Source organism: Mesorhizobium sp. M0771, assembly GCF_040320155.1.
In the GTDB taxonomy this organism is placed as follows: Bacteria; Pseudomonadota; Alphaproteobacteria; order Rhizobiales; family Rhizobiaceae; genus Mesorhizobium.
In genome coordinates, this window is record NZ_JAMYPC010000005.1 from 328,011 (window position 1) to 351,447 (window position 23,437).

17 protein-coding genes are annotated in these 23,437 nt (G+C 64.0%); 10 read left to right on the plus strand and 7 right to left on the minus strand.

The features are described from left to right. Positions 1-163 precede the first annotated feature (163 nt). Positions 164-772 carry a hypothetical protein gene (locus tag NKI05_RS10910; RefSeq protein WP_196814900.1) on the plus strand — a complete coding sequence of 203 codons (609 nt, stop codon included), beginning with the start codon at positions 164-166 and terminating at the stop codon, positions 770-772. On the opposite strand, the gene mfd is transcribed toward NKI05_RS10910, so the two are convergent. Next, entirely contained in the window at positions 769-4,260 is a 3,492-nt protein-coding gene (gene mfd, locus NKI05_RS10915) for a transcription-repair coupling factor (RefSeq protein WP_023815372.1), read from the minus strand. The two genes, NKI05_RS10910 and mfd, sit on opposite strands and share 4 nt — an antisense overlap. A gap of 10 nt (positions 4,261-4,270) precedes the next feature. After that, on the minus strand, positions 4,271-4,558 hold the full coding sequence (locus NKI05_RS10920; RefSeq protein ID WP_352792364.1) for a succinate dehydrogenase assembly factor 2: 288 nt from the start codon (positions 4,556-4,558) through the stop codon (positions 4,271-4,273). 305 nt (positions 4,559-4,863) lie between these two features. On the opposite strand from NKI05_RS10920, the gene recG reads away from it, so the two are divergent. After that, complete coding sequence (gene recG / locus NKI05_RS10925) at positions 4,864-6,972, plus strand: ATP-dependent DNA helicase RecG (protein ID WP_352792365.1); 2,109 nt, start codon at positions 4,864-4,866, stop codon at positions 6,970-6,972. On the opposite strand, the gene NKI05_RS10930 is transcribed toward recG, so the two are convergent. The 4 genes from NKI05_RS10930 to NKI05_RS10945 form a co-directional block, all read right to left on the minus strand. Beyond that, entirely contained in the window at positions 6,924-7,694 is a 771-nt protein-coding gene (locus tag NKI05_RS10930; RefSeq protein WP_031193123.1) for a DUF502 domain-containing protein, read from the minus strand. The genes recG and NKI05_RS10930 overlap by 49 nt on opposite strands. Before the next feature lie 92 nt (positions 7,695-7,786). After that, a complete protein-coding gene (gene glmS, locus NKI05_RS10935; RefSeq protein WP_023701181.1) occupies positions 7,787-9,610 on the minus strand; it encodes a glutamine--fructose-6-phosphate transaminase (isomerizing) in 1,824 nt (607 codons plus the stop codon). Positions 9,611-9,804: 194 nt separating this feature from the next. Beyond that, a complete protein-coding gene (gene glmU / locus NKI05_RS10940; RefSeq protein WP_023744818.1) occupies positions 9,805-11,178 on the minus strand; it encodes a bifunctional UDP-N-acetylglucosamine diphosphorylase/glucosamine-1-phosphate N-acetyltransferase GlmU in 1,374 nt (457 codons plus the stop codon). A gap of 122 nt (positions 11,179-11,300) precedes the next feature. Continuing rightward, positions 11,301-12,050 (minus strand): cytochrome c biogenesis CcdA family protein, encoded by a 750-nt coding sequence (locus NKI05_RS10945; protein WP_023725730.1) that lies wholly within the window; start codon positions 12,048-12,050, stop codon positions 11,301-11,303. Between the two features lie 217 nt (positions 12,051-12,267). On the opposite strand from NKI05_RS10945, the gene NKI05_RS10950 reads away from it, so the two are divergent. From NKI05_RS10950 to rpmG, 8 genes are all read left to right on the plus strand, one after another. Continuing rightward, positions 12,268-12,645, plus strand: a complete 378-nt coding sequence (locus tag NKI05_RS10950) for a COG4315 family predicted lipoprotein (RefSeq protein WP_023725729.1) — start codon at positions 12,268-12,270, stop codon at positions 12,643-12,645. 316 nt (positions 12,646-12,961) lie between these two features. Next, positions 12,962-15,625: a type I DNA topoisomerase gene (gene topA / locus NKI05_RS10955; RefSeq protein ID WP_023725728.1), complete on the plus strand. Its 2,664-nt coding sequence runs from the start codon at positions 12,962-12,964 to the stop codon at positions 15,623-15,625. A 4-nt stretch (positions 15,626-15,629) separates the two neighbouring features. Further along, positions 15,630-17,936, plus strand: coding sequence for a ribonuclease R (gene rnr, locus NKI05_RS10960; RefSeq protein ID WP_023815374.1), 2,307 nt, complete (start codon positions 15,630-15,632; stop codon positions 17,934-17,936). Next, positions 17,936-18,388, plus strand: coding sequence for a DUF983 domain-containing protein (locus tag NKI05_RS10965; RefSeq protein ID WP_031205374.1), 453 nt, complete (start codon positions 17,936-17,938; stop codon positions 18,386-18,388). Before rnr ends, NKI05_RS10965 begins: the two co-directional genes overlap by 1 nt. Before the next feature lie 87 nt (positions 18,389-18,475). After that, positions 18,476-19,216 (plus strand): NUDIX hydrolase, encoded by a 741-nt coding sequence (locus NKI05_RS10970; protein WP_023815376.1) that lies wholly within the window; start codon positions 18,476-18,478, stop codon positions 19,214-19,216. Between the two features lie 79 nt (positions 19,217-19,295). Next, positions 19,296-20,471, plus strand: a complete 1,176-nt coding sequence (locus tag NKI05_RS10975; RefSeq protein ID WP_023815377.1) for an MFS transporter — start codon at positions 19,296-19,298, stop codon at positions 20,469-20,471. 116 nt (positions 20,472-20,587) lie between these two features. Further along, complete coding sequence (locus NKI05_RS10980) at positions 20,588-21,043, plus strand: YqfO family protein (RefSeq protein WP_023688312.1); 456 nt, start codon at positions 20,588-20,590, stop codon at positions 21,041-21,043. A gap of 422 nt (positions 21,044-21,465) precedes the next feature. Next, a complete protein-coding gene (gene rpmG / locus NKI05_RS10985; RefSeq protein WP_006201775.1) occupies positions 21,466-21,633 on the plus strand; it encodes a 50S ribosomal protein L33 in 168 nt (55 codons plus the stop codon). A 408-nt stretch (positions 21,634-22,041) separates the two neighbouring features. Here the strand turns inward: rpmG and NKI05_RS10990 are convergent, their stop codons facing one another. Next, positions 22,042-23,415, minus strand: a complete 1,374-nt coding sequence (locus tag NKI05_RS10990; RefSeq protein ID WP_023815378.1) for a PleD family two-component system response regulator — start codon at positions 23,413-23,415, stop codon at positions 22,042-22,044. Between the last annotated feature and the right edge of the window lie 22 nt (positions 23,416-23,437).

The following is a 23,437-nucleotide window of genomic DNA, read 5'->3' on the forward strand; positions in this document are numbered from 1 at the left end:
AAGCGCTGGCGAATGATGGGGAGCGCCATGCCGCGACCCACTTTGGCTTCTTATCTTCGCGACGGCTGTGCAATATCGCTTGGTGCCAGAATCGATCCTCACCGATCTAGTCGCGCCGGTCATCGTCCGCCGCGCAACAATTCTCCATGGAGTCCCTATGTCCGTGTCCGCCTACTTTGACCGCGTGCGCCGCGAGCAAGGCCTGTTTACGATCGAAGAGGTGGTTGGCCTGTCCGAGCGCGGCAACGTGATCTACGACCCCTACTCCACGCTGATTTCCGCAGGCGCCGTCATCGGGCGAGGCAACGTCTTCTTCCCCGGCGTCTACCTGTTCTGCACCGACGGTGGCGCGCTGGAGATCGGCGACGCCAACATTTTCCACGCCAACACACTGTTCGAAGCAGCCACAGGCATCATCCGCGTCGGCTCACGCAACCAGTTCGGTGAAGGTGGTTTTACTGCAAAGGCCAACAGGCCGGGAGCCTCGATCGTGATCGGCGATCAAGGCCGCTATCTCAACGGCGCGGCGGTCTTCGGCGAAACGGTGCTGGGTTCAGGCAGCCAGCTTCTCGGTGCAATCACGGTCGACAGTTGCCGGCTGGAACCGGGCGGCAGTTTTCGTGAGCCCGACCCCGACCGACGGGCCGGATTGCTGAAAGGCGCCGGCGCCGCGCGCGGCTTCACCGTGCCTGCCGGGCACGTCATCGTCGGCGCCGGCACGTTCTCGGCATCCGACCTGCAGTTGCAGTCGAATTTCCATCCGAAAGTCTAGGTGGCCACCAGCCGCGCCAACTGCGTCATGACGACAGCCGAGCCCGCCAGACGCTTCTCGGCTGTCGGCCAGTCGCGGATGAAGACCACGCTGTGGTCGGCCCTGATCTTGGCCAGCGAGCCCTGTTCGCCGATGTACTTGACCAGCCCGACCGGGTTGGAAAACTCGCGCTTGCGGAAATGGATGACGACGCCCTTGGGGCCGGCATCGAGTTTTTCGACATTGGCCCTGCGGCAGAGTGCCTTGATGAAGACGATCTTGAGCAGATGCTTCACTTCCTCCGGCAGCGGGCCGAAGCGGTCGATCAGCTCGGCGCCGAAAGCATCGATCTCCTCGGTGTTTTCGAGATCGCCAAGGCGGCGGTAGAGCGCCAGCCTGAGCTGAAGGTCCGGCACGTAGCTTTCCGGGATCATGACAGCCGTGCCGACAGCGATCTGCGGCGACCAGCCGCCGTCCTGGACCTCGCCGGAGTCCTTCACCTCGGCCACCGCCTCTTCCAGCATCTGCTGGTAGAGCTCGAAGCCGACCTCCTTGATGTGTCCGGATTGTTCTTCGCCGAGTAGATTCCCGGCGCCCCTGATGTCGAGGTCGTGGCTGGCGAGCTGGAACCCGGCGCCAAGCGTGTCCAGCGACTGCAGCACCTTCAGCCGGCGCTCGGCCGTGTCGGTGAGCTTGCGGTTGGCCGGCAGCGTGAACAACGCATATGCCCGCACCTTGGAACGGCCGACGCGGCCGCGCAGCTGGTAGAGCTGCGACAGGCCGAACATATCGGCGCGATGGATGATCAGCGTGTTGGCGGTCGGAATGTCGAGCCCGGATTCGACGATGGTGGTCGACAACAGCACGTCGTACTGGCCGTCATAGAAGGCGTTCATGATGTCGTCGAGTTCGCCCGGCGGCATCTGGCCATGGGCCACCGCCACCTTCAGCTCGGGGACGGATTCGCGCAGGAAATCATGGATTTCGGCGAGATCGCTGATGCGCGGAACGACATAGAAGGAATGGCCGCCGCGATAGCGTTCGCGCAGCAGCGTCTCGCGGATGACCAGCGGGTCGAAAGGCGAGATGAAGGTGCGCACCGCCATGCGGTCGATCGGCGGCGTGGCGATCAGCGACAGTTCGCGCACGCCGGTCAAGGCAAGCTGCAGCGTGCGCGGGATCGGCGTCGCCGACAGCGTCAGCACGTGGACGTCGGTCTTGAGGTCCTTCAGCCGTTCCTTGTGCTTGACGCCAAAATGCTGCTCCTCGTCGATGATCAGCAGGCCGAGATTCTTGAACGAGATCGCCGACCCGAGCAGTGCATGGGTGCCGATGACGATGTCGACCTGCCCCTCGGCGATGCCTTTCTTGGTTTCCGCCAGTTCCTTGGCGCCGACCAGCCGCGAGGCCTGGCCGACGCGGATCGGCAGGCCGGAGAAGCGCTGCGAAAAGGTCTTGAAATGCTGGCGCGACAACAGCGTCGTCGGCACCACGACCGCGACCTGGAACCCTTCCATCGCCGCGATGAAGGCGGCGCGCAACGCCACTTCGGTCTTGCCGAAGCCGACATCGCCGCAGATCAGCCGGTCCATCGGCTTGCCGGCGCCGAGATCGTCCACGACGGCATCGATCGCGCCCTGCTGGTCGTCGGTCTCCTCATAGGGAAAGCGCGCCGAGAATTCGCCGTAAAGCCCTTCCGCCGGCACCATGGGCGGCGCGGTACGCATCTGGCGCTCGGCGGCAATGCGGATCAGCTGTCCGGCCATGTCGAGCAGGCGCTTCTTCAGCCGCGCCTTGCGCGACTGCCAGGCGCCGCCGCCGAGCTTGTCCAGCGTCGCCTCGGCTGTGTCAGAGCCGTAGCGCGACAGAAGCTCGATGTTTTCCACCGGCAGGAACAGCCGGTCGTCGCCGGCATAGTGGATTTCCAGGCAGTCATGCGGCGCGCCGACCGCCTCGATGGTGCGCAGGCCGATGAAGCGGCCAATGCCGTGATCGGCGTGGACGACGATGTCGCCGGCCGACAGAGACGAGGCCTCGGCAATGAAATCCGAAGCGCGCTTCTTGCGCTTCGAGCGGCGGATCAGCCGGTCGCCCAGAATGTCCTGCTCGGCGACGACAACCAGCTGTTCGGTCTCGAAGCCGGATTCCAGCGGCAGCACCGCAAGGGCGGCCTGGCCCGGCTCGAGCTTTTCGGCTTCGGCCAGCGTCGCCACCGGCACGAGATTGCCGAGATGATGCTCGGCCAGGATCTGGCCAAGCCGGTCGAGCGAGCCTTCGGTCCAGCCGGCGACGATGACCCGCCGGCGCGCCGCGCGCTCGTCGGCGATGTGTTTTACGACGACATCGAAGACGTTGATGTTTGGGTCAGCCCGTTCCTCGGCAAAGCTGCGGCCATGGCGCGAACCGCCATGGAAGACCTTCCTGGCCCCGACATCCGGCGCATCGAAAGCAGTGAAGTCGATGGCTTCGCGCGGTCCGAGCGACGCCACGAGGTTTTCCGGCGAGAGATAGAGCAGGTCCGGCGCCACCGGCTTGTACGGCACGGCGTCCTTCAACGCGGCGTCGGCCTGTTTGCGGCGCGCTTCGTAATGGTCGAGGATCAGCGTGTGGCGTTCGGCCAGCGCCTCATGCGCCAGGTGGTCGAAGATCACCGGTGCATCAGGCAGATAATCGAATACCGTCTCCAGCCGCTCGTAGAACAACGGCAACCAATGCTCCATGCCGGCGAAGCGCCGGCCCTCGCTCACCGCCGCATAAAGCCCGTCGTCACGCTGCGGTGCGCCAAAGGCTTCGATATAGGACCGGCGGAAGCGGCTGATGGTTTCGGGGGTCAGCGCCACTTCACTCATCGCCTGCAGCGCCATCGACTTGCGCTGGCCGGTGGTGCGCTGCGTGGCGGCGTCGAAGACGCGGATCGATTCCAGCGTGTCGCCGAAGAAATCGAGCCGCAGTGCTTCCGTCCAGCCGGGTGCGTAGAGGTCGAGGATGCCGCCGCGCACGGCGAATCCGCCGATACCGCGCACCGTCGGCACCCGCTCGAAGCCGGAAATCTCCAGCCGGGACACCAGCGCGTTCATGTCGATCTGGTTGCCGGGCTTTGCATGGAAAGTCTGCGCTTCGACCAGATCGGCCGGCGGAATGCGCTGCAGCAGCGCATTGGCAGTGGTCAAGATGACCGCGCGATGCGGCTTTTTTGCCAGCGCGATCATCGCGGTCAGCGCATCGAGCCGCTTGGCCGCGGCATCCGAGCCTGGCGAAACGCGGTCATAGGGCAGGCAATCCCAGGCCGGCAGCTCCAGCACCGGCAGGCCGGGCGCGGCAAAGGTCAGCGCCTCGATGATCGACGGCAGGCGCTGGCCATCTCGCGCCACGAACAGCACGGGTCTGTCCGGCGCGATCTCATGGATCGCCTGCACCAGAGCAAAAGCTTCGTAGCCATCGGCAACGCCATCGACGATGAACTGGCCGGCGCGGCCTTTCGGCAGACCGATTCTGGGAATGAGGCTCATGGTTGCACGTTTAAAATGTCATGGTCCGGCGCGATGCCAGGATCTTTTGCAGGACGGCACAGTCGATATTCCCGGGAACCGGGCGTTCGCCGGTGACCATGGGCAGGAATTCGGTGTCGGGGATGTCGAGGAGCCTTTCATATTGGTCGATTTCATTGCCGGTCAAGGCGCCGATCTCGTTGTCGGCAAACGTACCGAGGATAAGGTCCATCTCGCGCATCCCGCGATGCCAGGAGCGGAACAACAGCTTGCGGCACCTGATATCCAGCCCCTCGCTTGATCGTTTCGTCCCGGTCATCGTGCCGCATCCTTCCTTGGTGCGGCGCATATAGCGTGGATAGAGGGCGGTGTCAGCCTTGCAACGCACGGGTGGGCGGCTAAACATCCCAGGTGTGAAGAACACTCCTGACAACGCTGGTGCCGGATACCGCCCGCACTTCACCCTCCTTGTGGGGAGGGTCGGCGAGCACGCATCGCAAAGCGAAGCGGGTGAGACGGGGTGCTGCGCTGGTGCGCCGCCTTCTTCTGAAGTTAGACGCGCACCTACCCCCACCCCGCTCCGCTTCGCGGATCGACCCTCCCCACAGGGGGGAGGGTAAAGCCATGCGCCCCTCCCTCCTCGACCCTCTCTTCGTGCCCATCACTTCGCTTGCCGGCGTCGGCCCCAAGGTTGGCGCTCTGATCGAGAAGGTGGTGGCGGCCGATCTCGGCGAACGGCCGGCGCGCGCCGGCGACCTGTTGTTCGTGCTGCCGCACACCGTCATCGACCGCCGCAATCGTCCCGGCATCGCGCTTGCGCCGGCCGGCTCCATCGTCACGCTCGACGTGCGCATCGACCGCCACCAGCCGCCGCCGCGCGGCAACCGGTCGGTGCCTTACCGCGTCTATGCCCATGACGACACCGGCGAGATCGGCCTGACCTTCTTCCACGCCCATGCCGCCTATCTCGAAAAAGCGATGCCGGTGGGCGAGCATGTCGTCGTCTCCGGCCGTATGGAATGGTTCAACGGCCGCCCGACCATGGTCCATCCCGACCATATCGCTTTGGCAGGTGACACTGAGAGCCTGCCGCTGGTCGAACCGGTCTATCCGCTCACTGCGGGCCTGTCCGGAAAAGTGCTGCGCCGCGCCATCGGCCAGGCGCTCGGCCGGCTGCCGGAATTGCCGGAGTGGCAGGACGCTGCCTTCATGCGCAAGCAGACCTTTCCGGCCTTTGCCGACGCGCTCGCCCGGGTCCACTATCCCGCGGACCCGATCGATGTCGCCATCGAGGGGGTGGCATGGCGCCGCCTTGCCTATGACGAGCTTCTCGCCGGCCAGGTCTCGCTGGCATTGGTGCGGGCAAAAGTGCGCCGCCTGTCGGGCCGGCCGCTCATCGGCGACGGTCGCATCGTCGAGAAACTGCGCGCAGCCCTGCCCTATTCATTGACCGGCAGCCAGGAATTCGCGCTTGCCGAAATCAATGCCGATCTGGCCGACCCCGAGCGCATGCTGCGCCTGCTGCAAGGCGATGTCGGCTCCGGCAAGACGGTGGTGGCGCTGCTGGCCATGGGGCGCGCAGTCGAGGCCGGCGGCCAGGCGGCCTTGATGGCGCCGACCGAAATCCTGGCGCGCCAGCATCTGGCGACGATCACGCCTTTGGCCGAACAGGCCGGCCTGCGCGTCGCTATCCTGACCGGCCGCGAAAAGGGCCGCGAACGCACTGAAACGCTATCAGGTCTCGCCAGCGGCGAGATCGACATCGTCGTCGGCACCCATGCGCTGTTCCAGGAAACGGTGGCCTATCACGACCTCGTCTTTGCCGTGGTCGACGAGCAACACCGCTTCGGCGTCCACCAGCGGCTTGCCATCACCGCCAAGGGCGACGCCCCCGACATGCTGGTGATGACGGCGACGCCGATCCCGCGCACTCTGGTGCTGACCGCCTTCGGCGACATGGACGTCTCCAAGCTGACGGAAAAACCGATCGGCCGCCAGCCGATCCGCACCGTCACGCTGCCGCTGGAACGGCTGGACGAACTGGTCGGTCGCATGCTGGACGCGGTTGCCGACGGCCAGAAGATCTACTGGATCTGCCCGCTGGTCGAGGAATCCGAAGAGATCAAGCTGATGTCGGCCGAGGACCGATTTGCCTCGCTGCAGCCCTTGTTCGGCGATCGCATCGGCCTCGTCCACGGCCGCATGAAGGGCGCCGAAAAGGACGAGGCGATGCGCGCCTTCAAGGCCGGCGAAACCCGCATCCTGATCGCCACCACCGTCATCGAGGTCGGCGTCGACGTGCCGGATGCCACCATCATGGTCATCGAGCATGCCGAACGTTTTGGCCTGGCGCAACTGCACCAGTTGCGCGGCCGCGTCGGCCGCGGCGACAAGCCTTCTTCCTGCGTGCTGCTTTACAAGGACCCGCTCGGCGAGACGGCAAAACGCCGGCTGTCGGTGATGCGCGAGACCGAGGACGGTTTCCTGATCGCCGAAGAGGATCTGAAGCTGCGCGGCGAAGGCGAATTGCTCGGCACCCGCCAGTCCGGCACGCCGGGCTTCCAGGTGGCGCGCATCGAGGTGCACGCCGACTTGCTCGAAGCAGCCCGCGACGATGCAAGGCTGATCCTGTCGCGCGACCCGGAACTACAGTCTGAGCGCGGCGAGGCGCTGCGCCTGCTGCTCTATTTGTTCGGCCGCGACGAGGCCGTACGGCTCTTGCGCGCCGGCTGAGCGCCCTCGGCGATCAGCCCGCCAAGCGGCGGGTTGGCGAGATCTCCGTCGATCGGCTGGCCGTTCATAGTCACCATTTTCGGCTTGACTTCGGGCGCCACCAGCCCGGCCGAGACGATCAGCCTGGCGCCGTCCTCGATCGTCATGTCGAGCAGCACGATGTCGGATTTCGGCACGTACATCAGGAAACCGGTGGTAGGGTTCGGCGTGCACGGCATGAACACGGCGATCATCGGGTCGCCTGCATGGTCGAGCTTCTGGTTGATCTCGGTTTCCTTCTCGCTGGCGACGAAGACCAGCGACCAGACGCCTTTTCGCGGATATTCGACCAGCCCGACCTGGCGGAACATATCGCCCTTGTTCGACAGCACCGTCTGGAAAATCTGCTTCAGCGAACCGTAGATGCCGCGCACCAGCGGCATACGGCCAAGCAGCCGTTCGCCGAAATTGACGATGGCGCGACCGACGATGTTGGCGGTCATGAAGCCGATCAGCGTGATCAGCACGAGCGCCACGATCAGGCCGAAGCCGGGCACCGGAAACGGCAAATAGGTGTCGGGGCTGTAGCGCGCCGGAATGTACGGCTTCACCCAGGAATCGACCCAGCCGACGAACGACCAGGCGATATAGGCGGTGATCGCCAGCGGCGCGCAGACGATAAAGCCTGTGAGGAAATAGTTCCTCAGCCGGGTCATGCCTGAAGTTCTGGGAGCATCGGACATGGTTCACCGGGGACGCGGGTTGCAGCGCCACACTAGTGAAGCGGACGGCGCTTTGGAACTGCGAAGTTTTTTAGACCCCCGATGAGCGCCGACTACTCCACCGTCACCGATTTCGCCAGGTTGCGCGGCTGGTCGACGTCCGTCCCCATGAACACGGCGGCGTAGTAGGCCAGCATCTGGATCGGCAGCGCATAGATGATCGGCGAGATGATTTCCGGCACGTCGGGCAGGATGATCGTCTCCATCGTCTTGACGCTGACCTGCGCCGCGCCCTTGGCGTCGGTGATCAGGATGATCTTGCCGCCGCGCGCCGCCACTTCCTGCATGTTCGACACGGTTTTTTCGAAGATGCGATCATGCGGCGCGATGACGATGACCGGCATGTTCTCGTCGATCAGCGCGATCGGCCCGTGCTTCAGTTCGCCCGCGGCATAACCCTCGGCATGGATGTAAGAGATTTCCTTGAGTTTCAGCGCGCCTTCCATGGCCAGCGGGAAATTGGTGTCGCGTCCGAGATAGAGCACGTCCTTGTAGCGCGAGATTTCGCGCGCGATGCGCTCGATCTGCTCTTCGAGCTTCAGTACCTGGTTGGCGTAGCGAGGCGCCTCCGAAAGAGCGCGCACCAGCGTCTTTTCCTCATCCTTCGAGATCGTGCCGCGCGCCACACCCGCACGCACCGCCAGCGAGGCCAGCACCGAAAGCTGGCAGGTGAAAGCCTTGGTCGAGGCGACGCCGATCTCCGGCCCGGCCAGCGTCGGCAGCACGACGTCGGATTCGCGCGCCATGGTCGATTCGCGCACATTGACGATGGCGCCGATCTTCATGCCCGCCTTGCGGCAATAGCGCAGCGAGGCCAGCGTGTCGGCGGTTTCGCCGGACTGCGAGATGAAGAAGGCGGCATCATCCGCCGATAACGGCATTTCGCGGTAGCGGAATTCCGAGGCGACATCGATGTCGACCGGCAGCCGCGCATAGCGCTCGAACCAGTATTTGCTGATCAGGCCGGCTAGATAGGCGGTGCCGCAGGCCGAGATCGCCAGCCGGCCGATCTTGGCAAAGTCGAACGGCAGTTCCAGCGGCTTCGACACGCCAGAGACGAAATCGACATAGTGCGCCAGCGTATGCGAGATCACTTCGGGCTGTTCATGGATTTCCTTTTCCATGAAATGGCGGCGGTTGCCCTTGTCGACCATGAAGCTGGTCGACAGTGATTGCTGGCGCTTGCGGGCAACCTCTTTGCCGTCGATGTCGAAGATGGTGACGCCATCGCGGCGCACCACCGCCCAGTCGCCGTCTTCGAGGTAGGTGATGGAATTGGTGAACGGCGCCAGCGCGATGGCGTCGGAGCCCAGAAACATCTCGCCATCGCCATGGCCGACGGCCAGAGGCGGACCATTGCGGGCGCCGACGATGAGGTCCTCGTCGCCGGTGAACATGATGGCCAGCGCAAAGGCGCCTTCCAGCCGCTTCAGCGCCTGGTGCGCGGCCTCGATCGGCTTCAGCCCCTTGGCCAGTTCGCGCGCCACCAGATGCGCTACGACCTCGGTGTCGGTCTGCGACGAGAAGGAATAGCCGTCGCGGATCAGCTCATCGCGCAACTCGGCGAAATTCTCGATGATGCCGTTGTGAACGATGGCGACGCCGTTGGAAAAATGCGGATGGGCGTTGGTCTCGTTGGGCACGCCATGGGTCGCCCATCGCGTGTGGCCGATGCCGATGGTGCCGTCGAGCGGTTCTTCCTTCAGCCGGCGTTCGAGGTTGATGAGCTTGCCTTCGGCGCGGCGGCGGCCGAGCGCACCTTTCTCGACGGTGGCGACTCCGGCGGAGTCATAGCCACGATATTCAAGCCGCTTCAAAGCATCGACAATGAGCGGCGCGACTTGGCTCTGGCCGACAATTCCGACGATACCGCACATGCGCCTGCCCCCGATTCACCTGGAAAACCAGTCCCGATGGAAAACCAGCGTTATCTAGGGATTGCCGGCCCGCCGCGAAAGTCACTTTGCATTTCGTCTGGTGTAACGGAACGCTTCTCAACCCGATGCACCATGACACACCGCTCTTGCAATCCGGTTACCGCAATTCCTCGGTTGTTCAATTGCTTCGGCGGTTAATGGTCGGTGCCGGCCTTTTTCTTCGCCGCAGCGGCCGAGGCAAAGCGCTCGCGCAATTCCTTGCCTTTCCCGGGAATGGTCTTCTGGCGGGCGCGGCCGAAGGCCAGCGCATCGTCCGGCACGCTTTCGGTGATGACGCTGCCCGAGGCGATGTAGCCACCCTTGCCGATGGAAACCGGCGCCACCAGCGACGAGTTCGAGCCGACAAAGGCACCCTCGCCGATATCGGTGAAGAACTTTGAATAACCATCATAGTTGCAGGTGATGGTGCCGGCGCCGATATTGGCCCCCGCGCCCACACGGGCATCGCCGATATAGGTCAGATGATTGACCTTGGCGCCCTCCTCGATGACCGCCTGCTTGACCTCGCAGAAATTGCCGACCTTGGCCTTTTGCCTCAGATCGGCGCCAGGCCTGAGCCGCGCGAACGGACCGACGTCGCAATTGGAGGCGATGGTGGCGCCCTCTATGTGGCTGAAAGCGTGTATCTTGGCCCCGGTTGCAATTTTCACGCCCGGGCCGAACCAGACATTGGGCTCGACGATCGTGTCGGCGCCGATTTCGGTGTCGTGCGAGAAATACACCGTCTCCGGCGCGATCAGCGTTACGCCCGACAGCATGGCCTCGTAGCGCCGGCGCACCTGCCAGATGCCTTCCGCCTGCGCCAGCTCGGCCCGGTTGTTGATGCCGAGCGCGCTCTCGAAGCTCGTTTCGGTGGCGAGGACATCGAGCCCTTTCGCACTGGCGATCTCGACGATGTCGGTGAGATAGTACTCGCCCTTGGCGTTCTTGTTGCCAACCTGGTCGAGCAGGTCGAGCGCATGCTTGCCCGCCACCGCCATCATGCCGGCATTGCAGAAGCCGATCTTCTTTTCCTCGGCGGAGCAGTCCTTCTCCTCGCGGATGGCGGTGAGCTTGCCGCCCTTTTCGATCAGCCGGCCATAGCCGGTCGGGCTGGGCGGACGGAAACCGATCACTACGACGGCCGCGCCATCGGCAAGCTTTTGCCGCGCGGCCACTAGGGCTTCAGCATCGATCAGCGGCGTGTCGCCGAACATCACGAGAATATCGTCATAACCCTTTGATATCGCATCGCGCGCAGCCAGCACGGCATGCGCAGTGCCGAGCCGCTTCTCCTGCACGAAGGTCTCGGCCTTGGGCGCGAATTTCGCCGCCGCCTTGCGCATATCATCGGCGCCATGGCCGATCACCAGCGCCTGGCTGCGGGCGCCGGCGGCCTCGGCCGCTTTCACCACATGGGCGACCATCGGCAGTCCGGCGATCTGGTGCAGCACCTTCGGCATCGCGCTCTTCATGCGCGTGCCTTCACCGGCGGCGAGAATGACGGACAAGCAGGATCTCTGGCTCATGGAAGGACAACCGTATGAATGGGATCAGGAATCGCAGAGTGGTAGCATCTGGCGCCATGCTGCACCAATGGCATTAAATTCCGGTGAGGTGATGAGGCAGTTCACTCTCGATCAGCGGATCTCTACCCCAGCCGGCCCAGCAGCGGAAAGGTCTCCAGCAGCCAGTAGGACACCGTCTGCACGCCGCCGGTGAGGAAGAACACGCCGGCGACGACCAGCAGCGCGCCGATCGCCTTTTCGACGCGGCCGAGATGGACGCGGAATTTGCCGAGGAAGCGCATGAAGGCGCCGGAGAACAGGGCAGCAATCAGGAACGGAATGCCGAGGCCAAGCGAATAGGCGGCAAGCAGAAGAGCGCCCTCGCCCACCGTCTCGCGGCCGCCGGCCAAGGTCAGGATCGGCCCCAGCACCGGGCCGATGCACGGCGTCCAGCCAAAGGCGAAGGCCAGCCCCATGACATAGGCGGCGACCATGCTGGCGGGCTTGCCCTGCGACTGGAAGCGCGCCTCGCGCGACAAAAGCGGGATGCGCAGGATGCCGAGGAAATTCAGCCCCATCAGGATGATCAGCACCCCGGCAGCCATCGCCAGCGGCTCCTGCCAGACGCGCAGCCAGTGGCCGATGGTCGAGGCGCCGGCGCCAAGCGCCACGAACACGGTGGAGAAACCGAGTACGAAGGCGAGCGAGGAATAGATGAGCGCGCCGCGGGCGCCGGCCTTGGCCGTGACGCCGGCATCGTCACCGCGAAAATCGTCGACCGACACGCCGGCCATGTAGCAGAGATAGGGAGGCACCAGCGGCAGCACGCAAGGCGACAGGAACGAGATCGCCCCCGCTCCGACCGCGCTGACATAGCCGACGTCCAATGGCATTCCAGAACTCCAGATTCCCTGGCGCCGATATAGCGGTGCAAACCCGTGTTCGCCAATCACCATCGTGTGGCATTTGGCTACAGATACGGTCCGGCGGACGAATTGTTGGCGGCCAATCCCAAGTTGACCAAGCCGGGGAAGAAATGTCCCTCGCCGAGCGTTCACAGAGCGAAGCCGCGATTTCTGCGCGCTTCGTCGGATCACCAGGGAGATTTCCATGAAAACGATCACCGTCGGCCTGGCCGCCCTTCTGCTCAGCACCGCCGCATCCTTCGCCGCCGAAGCGTGGAAGGAAGCCGAAGTCGGTGGCACCAAGATCTACACCGATGCCAATGGCATGACGCTCTATACCTATGACAAGGACGAGAAGGGCAAGACCAACTGCTACGACAAATGCGCCACCAACTGGCCGCCGCTGAAGGCCGAGGACGGCGCTAAGGCGGACGACGAATGGACCATCGTCGACCGCACCGACGGCACCAAGATGTGGGCCTATGACGGCAAGCCGGTCTACACCTTCATCAAGGACAAGAAGGCCGGTGACATCACGGGCGACGGCGTCGGCGAAGTCTGGCACATCGTCAAGGCCGACTGATCGTCCGAACCTCTATCCCGCACCCCATCGGCGGGACTCGGCTGGCCGCCGGCTCCAAGCGACCCGGCGACCAGTTCGGCATTTACGCGCAGCACGAACTGGTCGCGGCGCCTTTCCCGGTGGCTCGAAACACGAACCGTCCCAGACAAAAATTTTGTGATCTTCTCCATACACTCTAAGAGTGTATTGCGGCACACGCCTCCGCATTTTGGCCGCTTGCCCTTGACCGATCGCAAAAGCGCGGCCATGTGAGCGACCAATTGAATGCGTCACGCAGCGGAATTCTTCTGCCGCCCCACAGCTGATATGAGACCTCATGGACGTCGTCGTCGTCGAATCGCCGGCCAAGGCAAAGACAATCAACAAGTATCTCGGCAAGAACTTCAAGGTTCTGGCCTCGTTCGGCCATGTCCGCGATCTGCCGGCCAAGGATGGTTCGGTGCGTCCCGACGAGGATTTCGCCATGTCCTGGGCGGTCGACACCGCGTCCGGAAAGCGTCTCACCGACATAGCCAACGCGGTCAAGGATGCCGATGGCCTGATCCTCGCCACCGATCCGGATCGCGAGGGCGAAGCCATTTCCTGGCACGTGCTGGAGGTGCTCAAGCAGAAGCGCGTGTTGAAGGACAAGCCGGTCAGCCGCGTCGTCTTCAATGCCATCACCAAGTCGTCGGTGCTGGAAGCGATGGCCAATCCGCGCCAGATCGATGCGCCATTGGTCGATGCCTATCTGGCTCGCCGCGCACTCGATTATCTCGTCGGCTTCACGCTGTCGCCGGTGCTGTGGCGCAAATTGCCGGGCGCCCGTTCGGCCGGCCGCGTCCAGTCGGTGGCGCTGCGCCTGGTCTGCGACCGCGAATCCGAAATCGAACGTTTCGTCCGCGAGGAATACTGGCAGATCGCTGCCCTCCTCGGCACGCCACGTAACGACAGCTTCGAGGCGCGGCTGACCGCGTTCGAGCGCAAGAAGCTGCAGAAGCTCGACATCGCCAGCAAGGCGCAGGCCGACGATATCAAGGGCATGCTCGAAGGCGCGACCTTCAAGGCTCTGTCGGTGGAAGCCAAGCCGACGCGGCGCAATCCTGGCCCGCCCTTCACCACTTCGACGCTGCAGCAGGCGGCATCGTCGGGCCTCGGCTTTTCGGCGACGCGCACCATGCAAGTGGCGCAGCGCCTCTATGAAGGCATGGAGATCGGCGGCGAGACCACCGGCCTGATCACCTATATGCGAACCGACGGCGTGCAGATGGCGCCGGAGGCGATCGACGCCGCCCGCGACACCATCGCCAAGGAATTCGGCCCAAGATACCTCCCGGAAAAGCCGCGCCAGTACACAGCCAAGGCCAAGAATGCCCAGGAAGCGCACGAGGCGGTCCGCCCGACCGATTTCATGCGCACGCCGGCTTCGGTCAGGCAGTATCTCGATTCCGACCAGCTGCGGCTTTACGAATTGATCTGGAAGCGCGCCATCGCCAGCCAGATGCAGTCGGCCGAGATCGAGCGTACCACGGTCGAAATCGAGGCGGTCAATGGCGCTCGCACCGCGGAGCTTCGCGCCGTCGGTTCCGTCGTTCGCTTCGACGGCTTCATCGCCGCCTACACCGACCAGAAGGACGACGACGCCGAAGACGAGGAAAACCGTCGTCTGCCCGAGATCCGTGCCGGCGAGCAGCTGGCCCGTCAGGCGATCAATGCCACCCAGCACACCACCGAGCCGCCGCCGCGCTACTCCGAGGCGTCGCTGATCAAGAAGCTGGAAGAGCTCGGCATCGGCCGTCCGTCGACCTACACCGCGATCCTGAAGACGTTGGAAGACCGTGACTACGTCACCATCGACAAGCGCCGGCTGGTGCCGCAGGCCAAGGGCCGGCTGCTGTCGGCTTTCCTCGAAAGCTTCTTCGAGCGCTATGTCGAATATGACTTCACGGCCTCACTGGAGGAAAAACTTGACGAGATTTCCGACGGCAAGCTCGCCTGGAAGGACGTGCTGCGCGACTTCTGGAAAGATTTTTCCGGCGCCGTCGCCGACATCAAGGAACTGCGCGTCACCGACGTGCTCGATGCGCTGAACGAGGAACTGGCGCCGCTGGTGTTCCCCGCGCGGGAGGATGGCTCGAATCCCCGCATTTGCCCAAAATGCGGCTCCGGCAATCTGTCGCTGAAACTCGGCAAGTTCGGCGCCTTCGTCGGCTGCTCCAATTATCCGGAATGTTCCTTTACCCGCCAGCTCGGCGATGCCGCCAACCCGAATGGCGAGAATGGCGGCGGCGAGGACGGCACCAAGGTGCTCGGCAACGATCCCTACACGGCAGAGGAAATCACGCTGCGCTCAGGCCGCTTCGGTCCTTATATCCAGCGCGGCGACGGCAAGGAAGCCAAGCGGTCCAGCCTGCCCAAGGGCTGGACGCCCGACTCGATCGACCATGAAAAGGCCTTGGCGCTGCTGTCGCTGCCGCGCGATATCGGCAAGCATCCTGAATCCGGCAAGATGATCTCCGCCGGGCTTGGCCGCTATGGTCCATTCGTTTTGCATGATGGCACCTATGCCAATGTCGACAGCATAGAGGATGTGTTCTCGATCGGCCTCAACCGCGCTGTCACCGTGATCGCCGAGAAGCAGCTGAAGGGCAAGGGCGGCCGCAATGGCGGCACTGCGGCGGCGCTGAAGGAACTCGGCGACCATCCCGATGGCGGCGGCAAGATCGTCGTGCGCGATGGCAAATACGGGCCCTATGTCAACTACGGCAAGGTCAACGCGACACTGCCCAAGGGCAAGGATCCGCAGTCGGTGACCGTCGAGGACGCGGTGGCGCTGATTGCCGAGAAGGAAGCCAAAGGCGGCGGCAAGAAGCCGTTCCGCAAGGCGGCAGCCGCCAGGGCCCCCACAGCCAAGAAAACCACTGCCAAAACAACCACTGGCAAGAAAACCACAGCCAAGAAGTCGGCGACCAAGAAGCCGGCGGCGAAGAAAAAGGGATAGCAGCGTGGCGCGCAGGATCACCGGTAGAAGCCACGGCGATCCGCGCACCGCCGACACGAGGGCCAAAGTCAAGGACGACTACAGGCCCTCGCGTGACGAAATCCTGCGCTACATCGCCGAGAACCCCGACCGCGCGGGAAAACGCGACATCGCAAAGGCGTTTGCCTTGCGCGGCGACGACCGCATCTGGCTGAAGGACATTCTGCGCGACCTGCAGGACGAAGGCATCCTGACCAAGGAGCGCAAGCGGCTGGCCCGTGTCGGCGCCCTGCCCCATGTCGCCGTGCTCGACATTTTCGGCCGCGACGGCGACGGTATTCTGCTGGCGCATCCGGCGGAGGCCGTCGGCACCGGCGAACCGCCGGTGATCTCGATCCGCGTCTCCCGCGGCGGCAATGGCCCGCAGCCTGGCATTGGCGACCGTGTGCTGGCCAAGACCTTCCCGACCGACGAGGCGACCGGGCCTGCCTATACGGGCCGCGTAATGAAGATTTTCGAGAAGCGGACCGATGCCGTGCTGGGCGTCTTCCGGATCCTGAGGGACGGCACCTTCCGCATCGAGCCGGTCGAACGTCGCCAGCCCGAACTGATCGTCGACAAGGAATTCCAGAACGGCGCCAGGAACGGCGACCTTGTCGAGGTCGAGCCCGCGCGGGCCTCCCGGTATGGTTTGCCGCGCGCAAAAGTGCTGGCGGTGCTGGGCTCGCTGACCAGCGAAAAGGCGGTCTCGATGATCGCCATCCACGCGCACGACATTCCGCATATCTTCCCGGCCGACGTCATCGCCGAATCCGAGGCGGTAAAACCGGCGACGCTTGCTCACCGCGAGGACTGGCGCGACCTGCCGCTGGTGACCATCGACCCGGCCGACGCCAAGGACCATGACGACGCCGTCTTCGCCACGCCCGACCTCGACGAGAAGAACCCCGGCGGCGTGATCGCCACGGTGGCGATCGCCGATGTTGCAGCCTATGTCCGCTATGGCACCGCACTCGATCGCGAGGCGCTGAAACGCGGCAATTCTGTCTATTTCCCCGACCGCGTCGTGCCGATGCTGCCAGAGCGCATCTCCAACGACCTGTGCTCGCTGCGCGAAGGCCAGGACCGTCCCGCGCTTGCCGTGCGCATGATTTTTGCCGCCGATGGCCGCAAGCTGCGTCACACCTTCCACCGCGTCATGATGAAATCGGCGGCAAAGCTCGCCTATCCGCAGGCCCAGGCCGCGATAGACGGCCTTCCTGACGACAAGACCGGCCCGATCCTCGATACGGTGCTGAAGCCGCTGTGGGACGCCTACGCCATCCTGAAGCGCGGCCGCGATGGCCGCCAGCCGCTCGAGCTTGATCTGCCGGAGCGCAAGATCCTGCTCAAGCCGGACGGCACCGTCGACCGCGTCATCGTCCCGGAGCGGCTCGACGCCCACAAGCTGATCGAAGAATTCATGATCCAGGCCAATGTCGCCGCCGCCGAAACGCTGGAAGCGAAGAAGCAGGCGCTGGTCTACCGCGTCCACGATGCGCCGTCGCTGGCCAAGCAGGAATCGCTGCGCGAGTTCCTGCAGACGCTCGGCCTGTCGCTGGCGCGTGGCGCGCAGATGCGGCCCGCCCAGTTCAACGGCATTCTCGAGCGCGTGCGTGGCGCCGACAATGAGGGGCTGGTCAACGAAGTGGTGCTGCGCTCGCAGAGTCAGGCCGAATATTCGCCCAAGAACATCGGCCATTTCGGCCTCAACCTGAAGCGCTACGCGCATTTCACCTCGCCGATCCGCCGCTATGCCGATCTGATCGTGCATCGCGGGCTGATTGCCGCACTTGGGCTCGGCCCCGGCGGGCTGACGCAGGACGAAGAGACGCGGCTGGAAGACGTCGCGGTGCTGATCTCGGGCACCGAGCGCCGCGCCATGGCGGCCGAGCGCGACACCGTCGACCGGCTGATCGCTGCCTACCTCGCCGAGCGCATCGACGACCGCTTCGACGCCCGCATTTCGGGCGTCACCAAATCGGGACTATTTGTCCAATTGCCGCAGTTTGGCGCAGATGGCTTCATCCCGGTGTCAAGTCTGGATGGCGATTACTATATATATGACGAAACCGCGCGATCGCTGTTCGGAGAACGCACCGGCAAGGGCTATCAGCTTGCCGACCGCGTCGAGGTTCGCCTGATCGAGGTGGCGCCTATGGCCGGCGCGATGCGTTTCGAGATGCTGACCGACCCGAAGCCCCTGCCCGGCTCCAAACGGTCGTTTCACAAGGCAAAAGGCCGCGCCCGCGCGTCGCAATCGCGCCCGGGGTCGCGCGGCAGGAGACGATAATGGCAAGCGAAATGGGAATCCAGAAGCAGGTTTTCGGCGGCGAACATCATTCGGGCCGAGTCGCCCGCCCGCTGTGGACGGCGATGAAGCGCGGCGCCCTTGGCCGCTGCCCGCATTGCGGCGAAGGCAGGTTATTCGCCGGCTTCACCAAAAGCGTCGACAAATGCGCCGCGTGCGGTGAGGAGTTCTACCACCACCGCGCCGACGACCTGCCCGCTTATCTCGTCATCGTCATCGTCGGCCACATCGTTCTCGGCGCCTTCATGGGCGTCGAGGCGACGTCGACGCTCTCCATGTGGCAGCACATCGCCATTTGGGTGCCGTTGACCATCGTGCTGTCGGTCGCTCTGCTGCAACCGGTCAAGGGCGCCGTCATCGGACTGCAATGGGCGCTCTATATGCACGGCTTCGGCGGCGAAAAAGACGGCACCGAGCCGCATCCCGGAACCTAGTTTGCTTCAGGGCAATGTCGCCTGGCGCAACATGCCGACCGTGAAAGGCCACTTTCGTTTGCCAGAAGTTTCCGCTAGGTCCTGCGCATGGAAGGTATGACCAAGGCGGAAGTCAGCAGGATGGACCGTGGCGCAGCCGCCCACAGCGGCCTGCCCATACGCCCGCGCGATGCCGCCACCCTGATCCTGCTCGACCGCGAGGGCGACGAGATTCTGGTGCTGATGGGCCGGCGCCATGCAGGCCACGCCTTCATGCCCGGCAAGTTCGTCTTTCCCGGCGGCCGCACCGATTCGGCCGACAGCCGCATTGCCGTTGCCACCCCATTGCTTCCGGAGGAAGAAGCCAGGCTGACCGCCGGCGTCGGCCGCATCAGCCCGTCGCGGGCCTGTGCCATCGCGCTCTCGGCCATCCGCGAGACTTATGAGGAAGCCGGCCTGCTCATCGGCCGCAAAGGCTCGTTCGCAACCGACAAACGCGACTGGCAGGGCTTTGTCGAGCACGGCGTCCAGCCTTCGCTGGCGCCGCTGCGCTTCATTGCCCGCGCCATCACCCCGCCCAATCGCGTGCGTCGTTTCGACACCCGCTTCTTCAGCGCCTGGCGCAGCGATGTCGCCGTGGAACTGCCGGGTGGCGGCCCGACCAATGAGCTGGAAGAACTGGTCTGGCTGCCGCTCGCCAAGGCCAGAGAGGCCGATATCCCCGACATCACCCGAACGATCTTGCAGGAGCTGGAGACGCGGCTTGCCGGCGATCCGCGCCTGCGACCCGGTGGGTCCGTGCCGTTCTACCGGCTTGTCCGCAACCGCTTCGTTCGCGAAATTCTTTAGAGCAATTCCAGGAAAAGTGTGACGCGGTTTTCCGTCCGGAATTACGCAATATCAAACAGACAGAGTATTCAGGCATCACATGACGGTCGATACCCAGCAAGAGGGCGACGAGCGCGTACATTGGCTACCGATGATCGCCGCGATCTCGTCGATCAGCGTCGTCGGCATCGCCATAGGCCTCGGCATGCCGCTGCTCAGCGTTATTCTCGAGAGCCGCGGCCACTCGGCATCGATGATCGGCCTCAACACCGCGGTCGCCGGCCTCGCCTCGATCGCCGGCGCCCCGCTGGCCACGCCGCTGGCGATGCGCTTCGGCGTCGCCTGGACGATGATCGCCATGATCGCCGCCGGCGCGCTCGCCTTTGTCGGCTTCCACTTCGCGCCGGACTTCTGGATGTGGTTCCCACTACGCATCGTGCTGCACATCGCGCTGACGGTGCTGTTCATCCTGTCGGAATTCTGGATCAGCACCTCGGCGCCGCCGCGCCGGCGCGGCCTGGTGCTCGGCATCTACGCCACCGTGCTGTCGCTCGGCTTCGCCGCCGGGCCATGGATCTTCGCCCATATCGGCAGCACCGGCTTCTTGCCGTTTGGCGTCATCATCGTCCTGGTCGCGCTGGCCGCAATCCCGGTGCTGGCCGCACGGAATGAAAGTCCCACAATCGTGGTTGACGGCGAAACCAGCAACTTCCTGCGCTACATCTGGCTGGTGCCGACAGCGACCGCCGCCGTGCTGGTGTTCGGCGCTGTCGAGACCGGCGGCTTTGCGCTGTTCCCCGTCTATGGCAACCGCATCGGCTATTCCGAGGCGGATGCAGCCCTCCTGCTCACCATGATCGGCCTCGGCAACGTGCTGTTGCAGATCCCTATCGGCATGATCAGCGACCGCGTCTCAGACCGCCGCTATCTGCTTTTGGCCTGCGCCACGGTCGGACTTGCCGGCACCATCTTCATGCCGTTCTTCGCCGGCAATTGGCACCTGATGGCGACGCTTCTGTTCGTCTGGGGCGGCGTGGTGGCCGCCATGTACACGATCGGCCTTGCCCATCTGGGCTCGCAGCTCTCCGGCCATGAACTGGCCTCGGCCAACGCCGCCTTCGTGCTCTGCTACGGCGTCGGCATGGTGCTTGGCCCGCAGGCGATCGGCATCGGCATGGATGCCTTCGGGCCCTCCGGCTTCGGCTGGTCGCTCGGCCTGTTCTTTGCCGCCTATATCGCCTTGGTCAGCGCCAGGCTGGTCCGCAAGATCTGGTAGCCTGTCCGTCGCCAGCCTGCGCAATCCTGACGGGATGTCGCCGCTGCTGACAGAACCGTGTCAGGAGACCTCAGCTAAAAGGGTGTCCCAAAAAACCCGAGTTTGAGGATACGGCGATGATCGACAGCGGCTTTGAAACCACATCTCTGCGCATGACGCTTCTGCTGCTTGTCAGCTTCCAGGCACCGGCAGCCGATGTCGACCGCATCATGGACGCCGTGGTCGCGATCGCGCCGCTGGCAATGGGCAAATACGACCGCAACGCCTATCAAACGGCGCACGGCATCGAACGCTACCGACCGCTGGAAGGTGCAGCCGCCGGCGTCGAAACCGAACTGCGCCGCCGCCCCGGCACCGTCGAGGTCTCGTTCGAGTTGCCCGACGACCAGGTGCTCGCCGCCCGCGTCGTCGAGGCGATTTTCCAGGCGCATTCCTACCAGGAGCCGGTGATCCGCATCCAGCCGATCCTCGCCAGCCGCTCCAAGGGCCTGGACGACCGCGCCAATCCGAATCGCTGGTGGAACACCACCGGGGACTGGAAGAAAGCGCTTCCAGTTAAGGAAGAAGCCTAGAAATCCGGCCCCGCTGAGGGGAAGCACCGGCCTTACCTTCTCCGTTGTGAGGTGAGAAGCGGTCCGTAGCGGACGAAAAGCCAATTGCGTGGTTTTTCGAGATTCGAATGCCCTGAGCCTGCGAAGAGTTGGGCGCGGGTGACCAATCCACCCTGCCGAACCAGCGCCGCTTCGCAGCGTCGCGGCATTCGCCGGCCTATAGCCATGCTGTCCGTCTCATCCTCAGCCTCCATCGGGCCGATGATAAAACCGGACAACTCATGTGCTACCTAATCCGGACAACTCATGTGCTTACGACACAGGCAAGGCGTCGGGCTTGACTTTCCGGGCACGTTCTTTATGTGTCGCGCCAAGTTTCCCGCGTCCGGGTGTTTTCCCCCGCTCCAGCGGCCAAAACCCCACGAACATAACGGACTGATACAATGGCCAAAGCCGCAAACATCAAGATCAAGCTTCTGTCGACCGCCGACACCGGTTTCTTCTACGTGACCAGCAAGAACAGCCGTACCAAGACCGACAAGCTGTCGTTCCGCAAATACGACCCGGTCGCCAAGAAGCATGTCGAGTTCAAGGAAACCAAGATCAAGTAATCTGGTTTTCATACGCTCTGTCAAAAGCGCCGCCCCTTCGGGCGGCGTTTTTGATTCAAGGCCCCGAAAAGCCAGAACCCTCCGCTGTTTGGCGCGAAGTGCTCATCTCATGTTTTGGCAAAAAGGGGGCCGGTCGGCGTATGGCAGCGGTACGAGGAGGCCACTATGTGCCAGCGCCGGCCGGCCGACCCCACGGACCCAGGAGATGCGGCGGACCTGAGCATCATGGGGTATTCGGCGAAGCGATGCGGCTGTCTACCCTCGTGGCCGCATCGCCCTTGTTCTTGCACCGCACATTTGCGCAACAATGTTTGAAAATCAATAGTTTCTTAACCAAGCCTGCCGAATCGCTTGGATTAAGGTAAATTCCTAACCCTGTCCGATTGACTGCATAATCGGTGGTCTAGCCTACGCTGCCTTGGCGACGACCCGGTTGCGGCCGCCACTTTTGGCTTCGTAGAGCGCCACGTCGGCACGTTTCATCAAAGCCGCGACCGTGTCCGCGCCCTTCAGAACCGATGACACGCCGACGCTGACCGTGACTTCGATCGCCTTGCCGTCAGGACCGATGGCAAACGGCAGCTGGGCGATTTCGGCGCGAATGCGCTCGGCAACCTTCTCCGCCACCGTGCCGTCCGTGTCCGGCATCACAACGACGAATTCCTCGCCGCCGAAGCGGCAGGCAAGGTCGATGCCCCTGACGTTCTTGCGCAGCCGCCTTGCGAACTCGCGCAGCACATCGTCGCCGCCATCATGGCCATGCGAGTCATTGACGGTCTTGAAGCGGTCGAGATCGGTGATCATCACCGACAGAGGCCGCCGCCGCGCCACGGCGCGGTCGAACAGCGTCTGCAAATGGCTGTCGAGGTAGCGGCGGTTGTGCAGCCCGGTCAACGCGTCGGTCACCGCCATCTCGATGGTCTGGGTGACACTGGCGCGCAGCTGGTCGTTGTAGCGCTTGCGGCGCACCTGCGTGCGCAGCCGCGCCGTCAGCTCCTGCTGGTCGATCGGCCGCATCAGATAGTCGTTGATGCCGAGCTCGAGCCCGCGAATGATGCGCCCCTCCTCGCCTTCGTCGGCAATCAGGATGATCGGCAGGAAGCGGGTGCGGTCGAGCGAACGCAATTGCGAACACAACCGCAGCGGATCGAAATCGGTAAAACCGGTCGAGATCAGCACGCACTCATAGGGCGCCTCGGCGGCCTGGAAGAAGCCGGCATGCGGATCGGTGGCAATGTCGAGCTCGGCGCTGTCGCGCAGCATGTTCTGGATGCGCTCGAACGACGATTTGCGCTCGTCGATCAACAGCACCTTCGGCGTGGCGTCCTCCGACGCGAAGCTGCGGCTCAACAGCGCCTCCATGCCGATGTTGCGGGTGGTCGATGCGCGCAGCCGCAGCTCGTCGGTCAGCGACTTCAGCCTGACCAGGCTCTTCACCCGCGTCATCAGTTGCAGATCGTTGACCGGCTTGGTGAGAAAGTCGTCGGCGCCTGCCTCGAGGCCGCGCACCCGGTCGGCAACATGGCCCAGCGCGGTCACCATGACCACCGGTATATGCGCGGTCGCCGGATCGCTTTTCAGCCGCTTGCAGACCTCGAACCCGTCCATGCCGGGCATCATCACGTCGAGCAGCACGACATCGACCTTGCCGTTTTCGCAGGCCTCGATCGCGTCCGGCCCGTTGGAGGCCGTCAACACCTCGAAATATTCGGCCAGCAGCCGAACCTCGAGAAGTTTGACATTGGCAGGGATGTCGTCGACGACGAGGATCCGCGCGGTCATGTCACAAGGCTCCGGCTGAAGG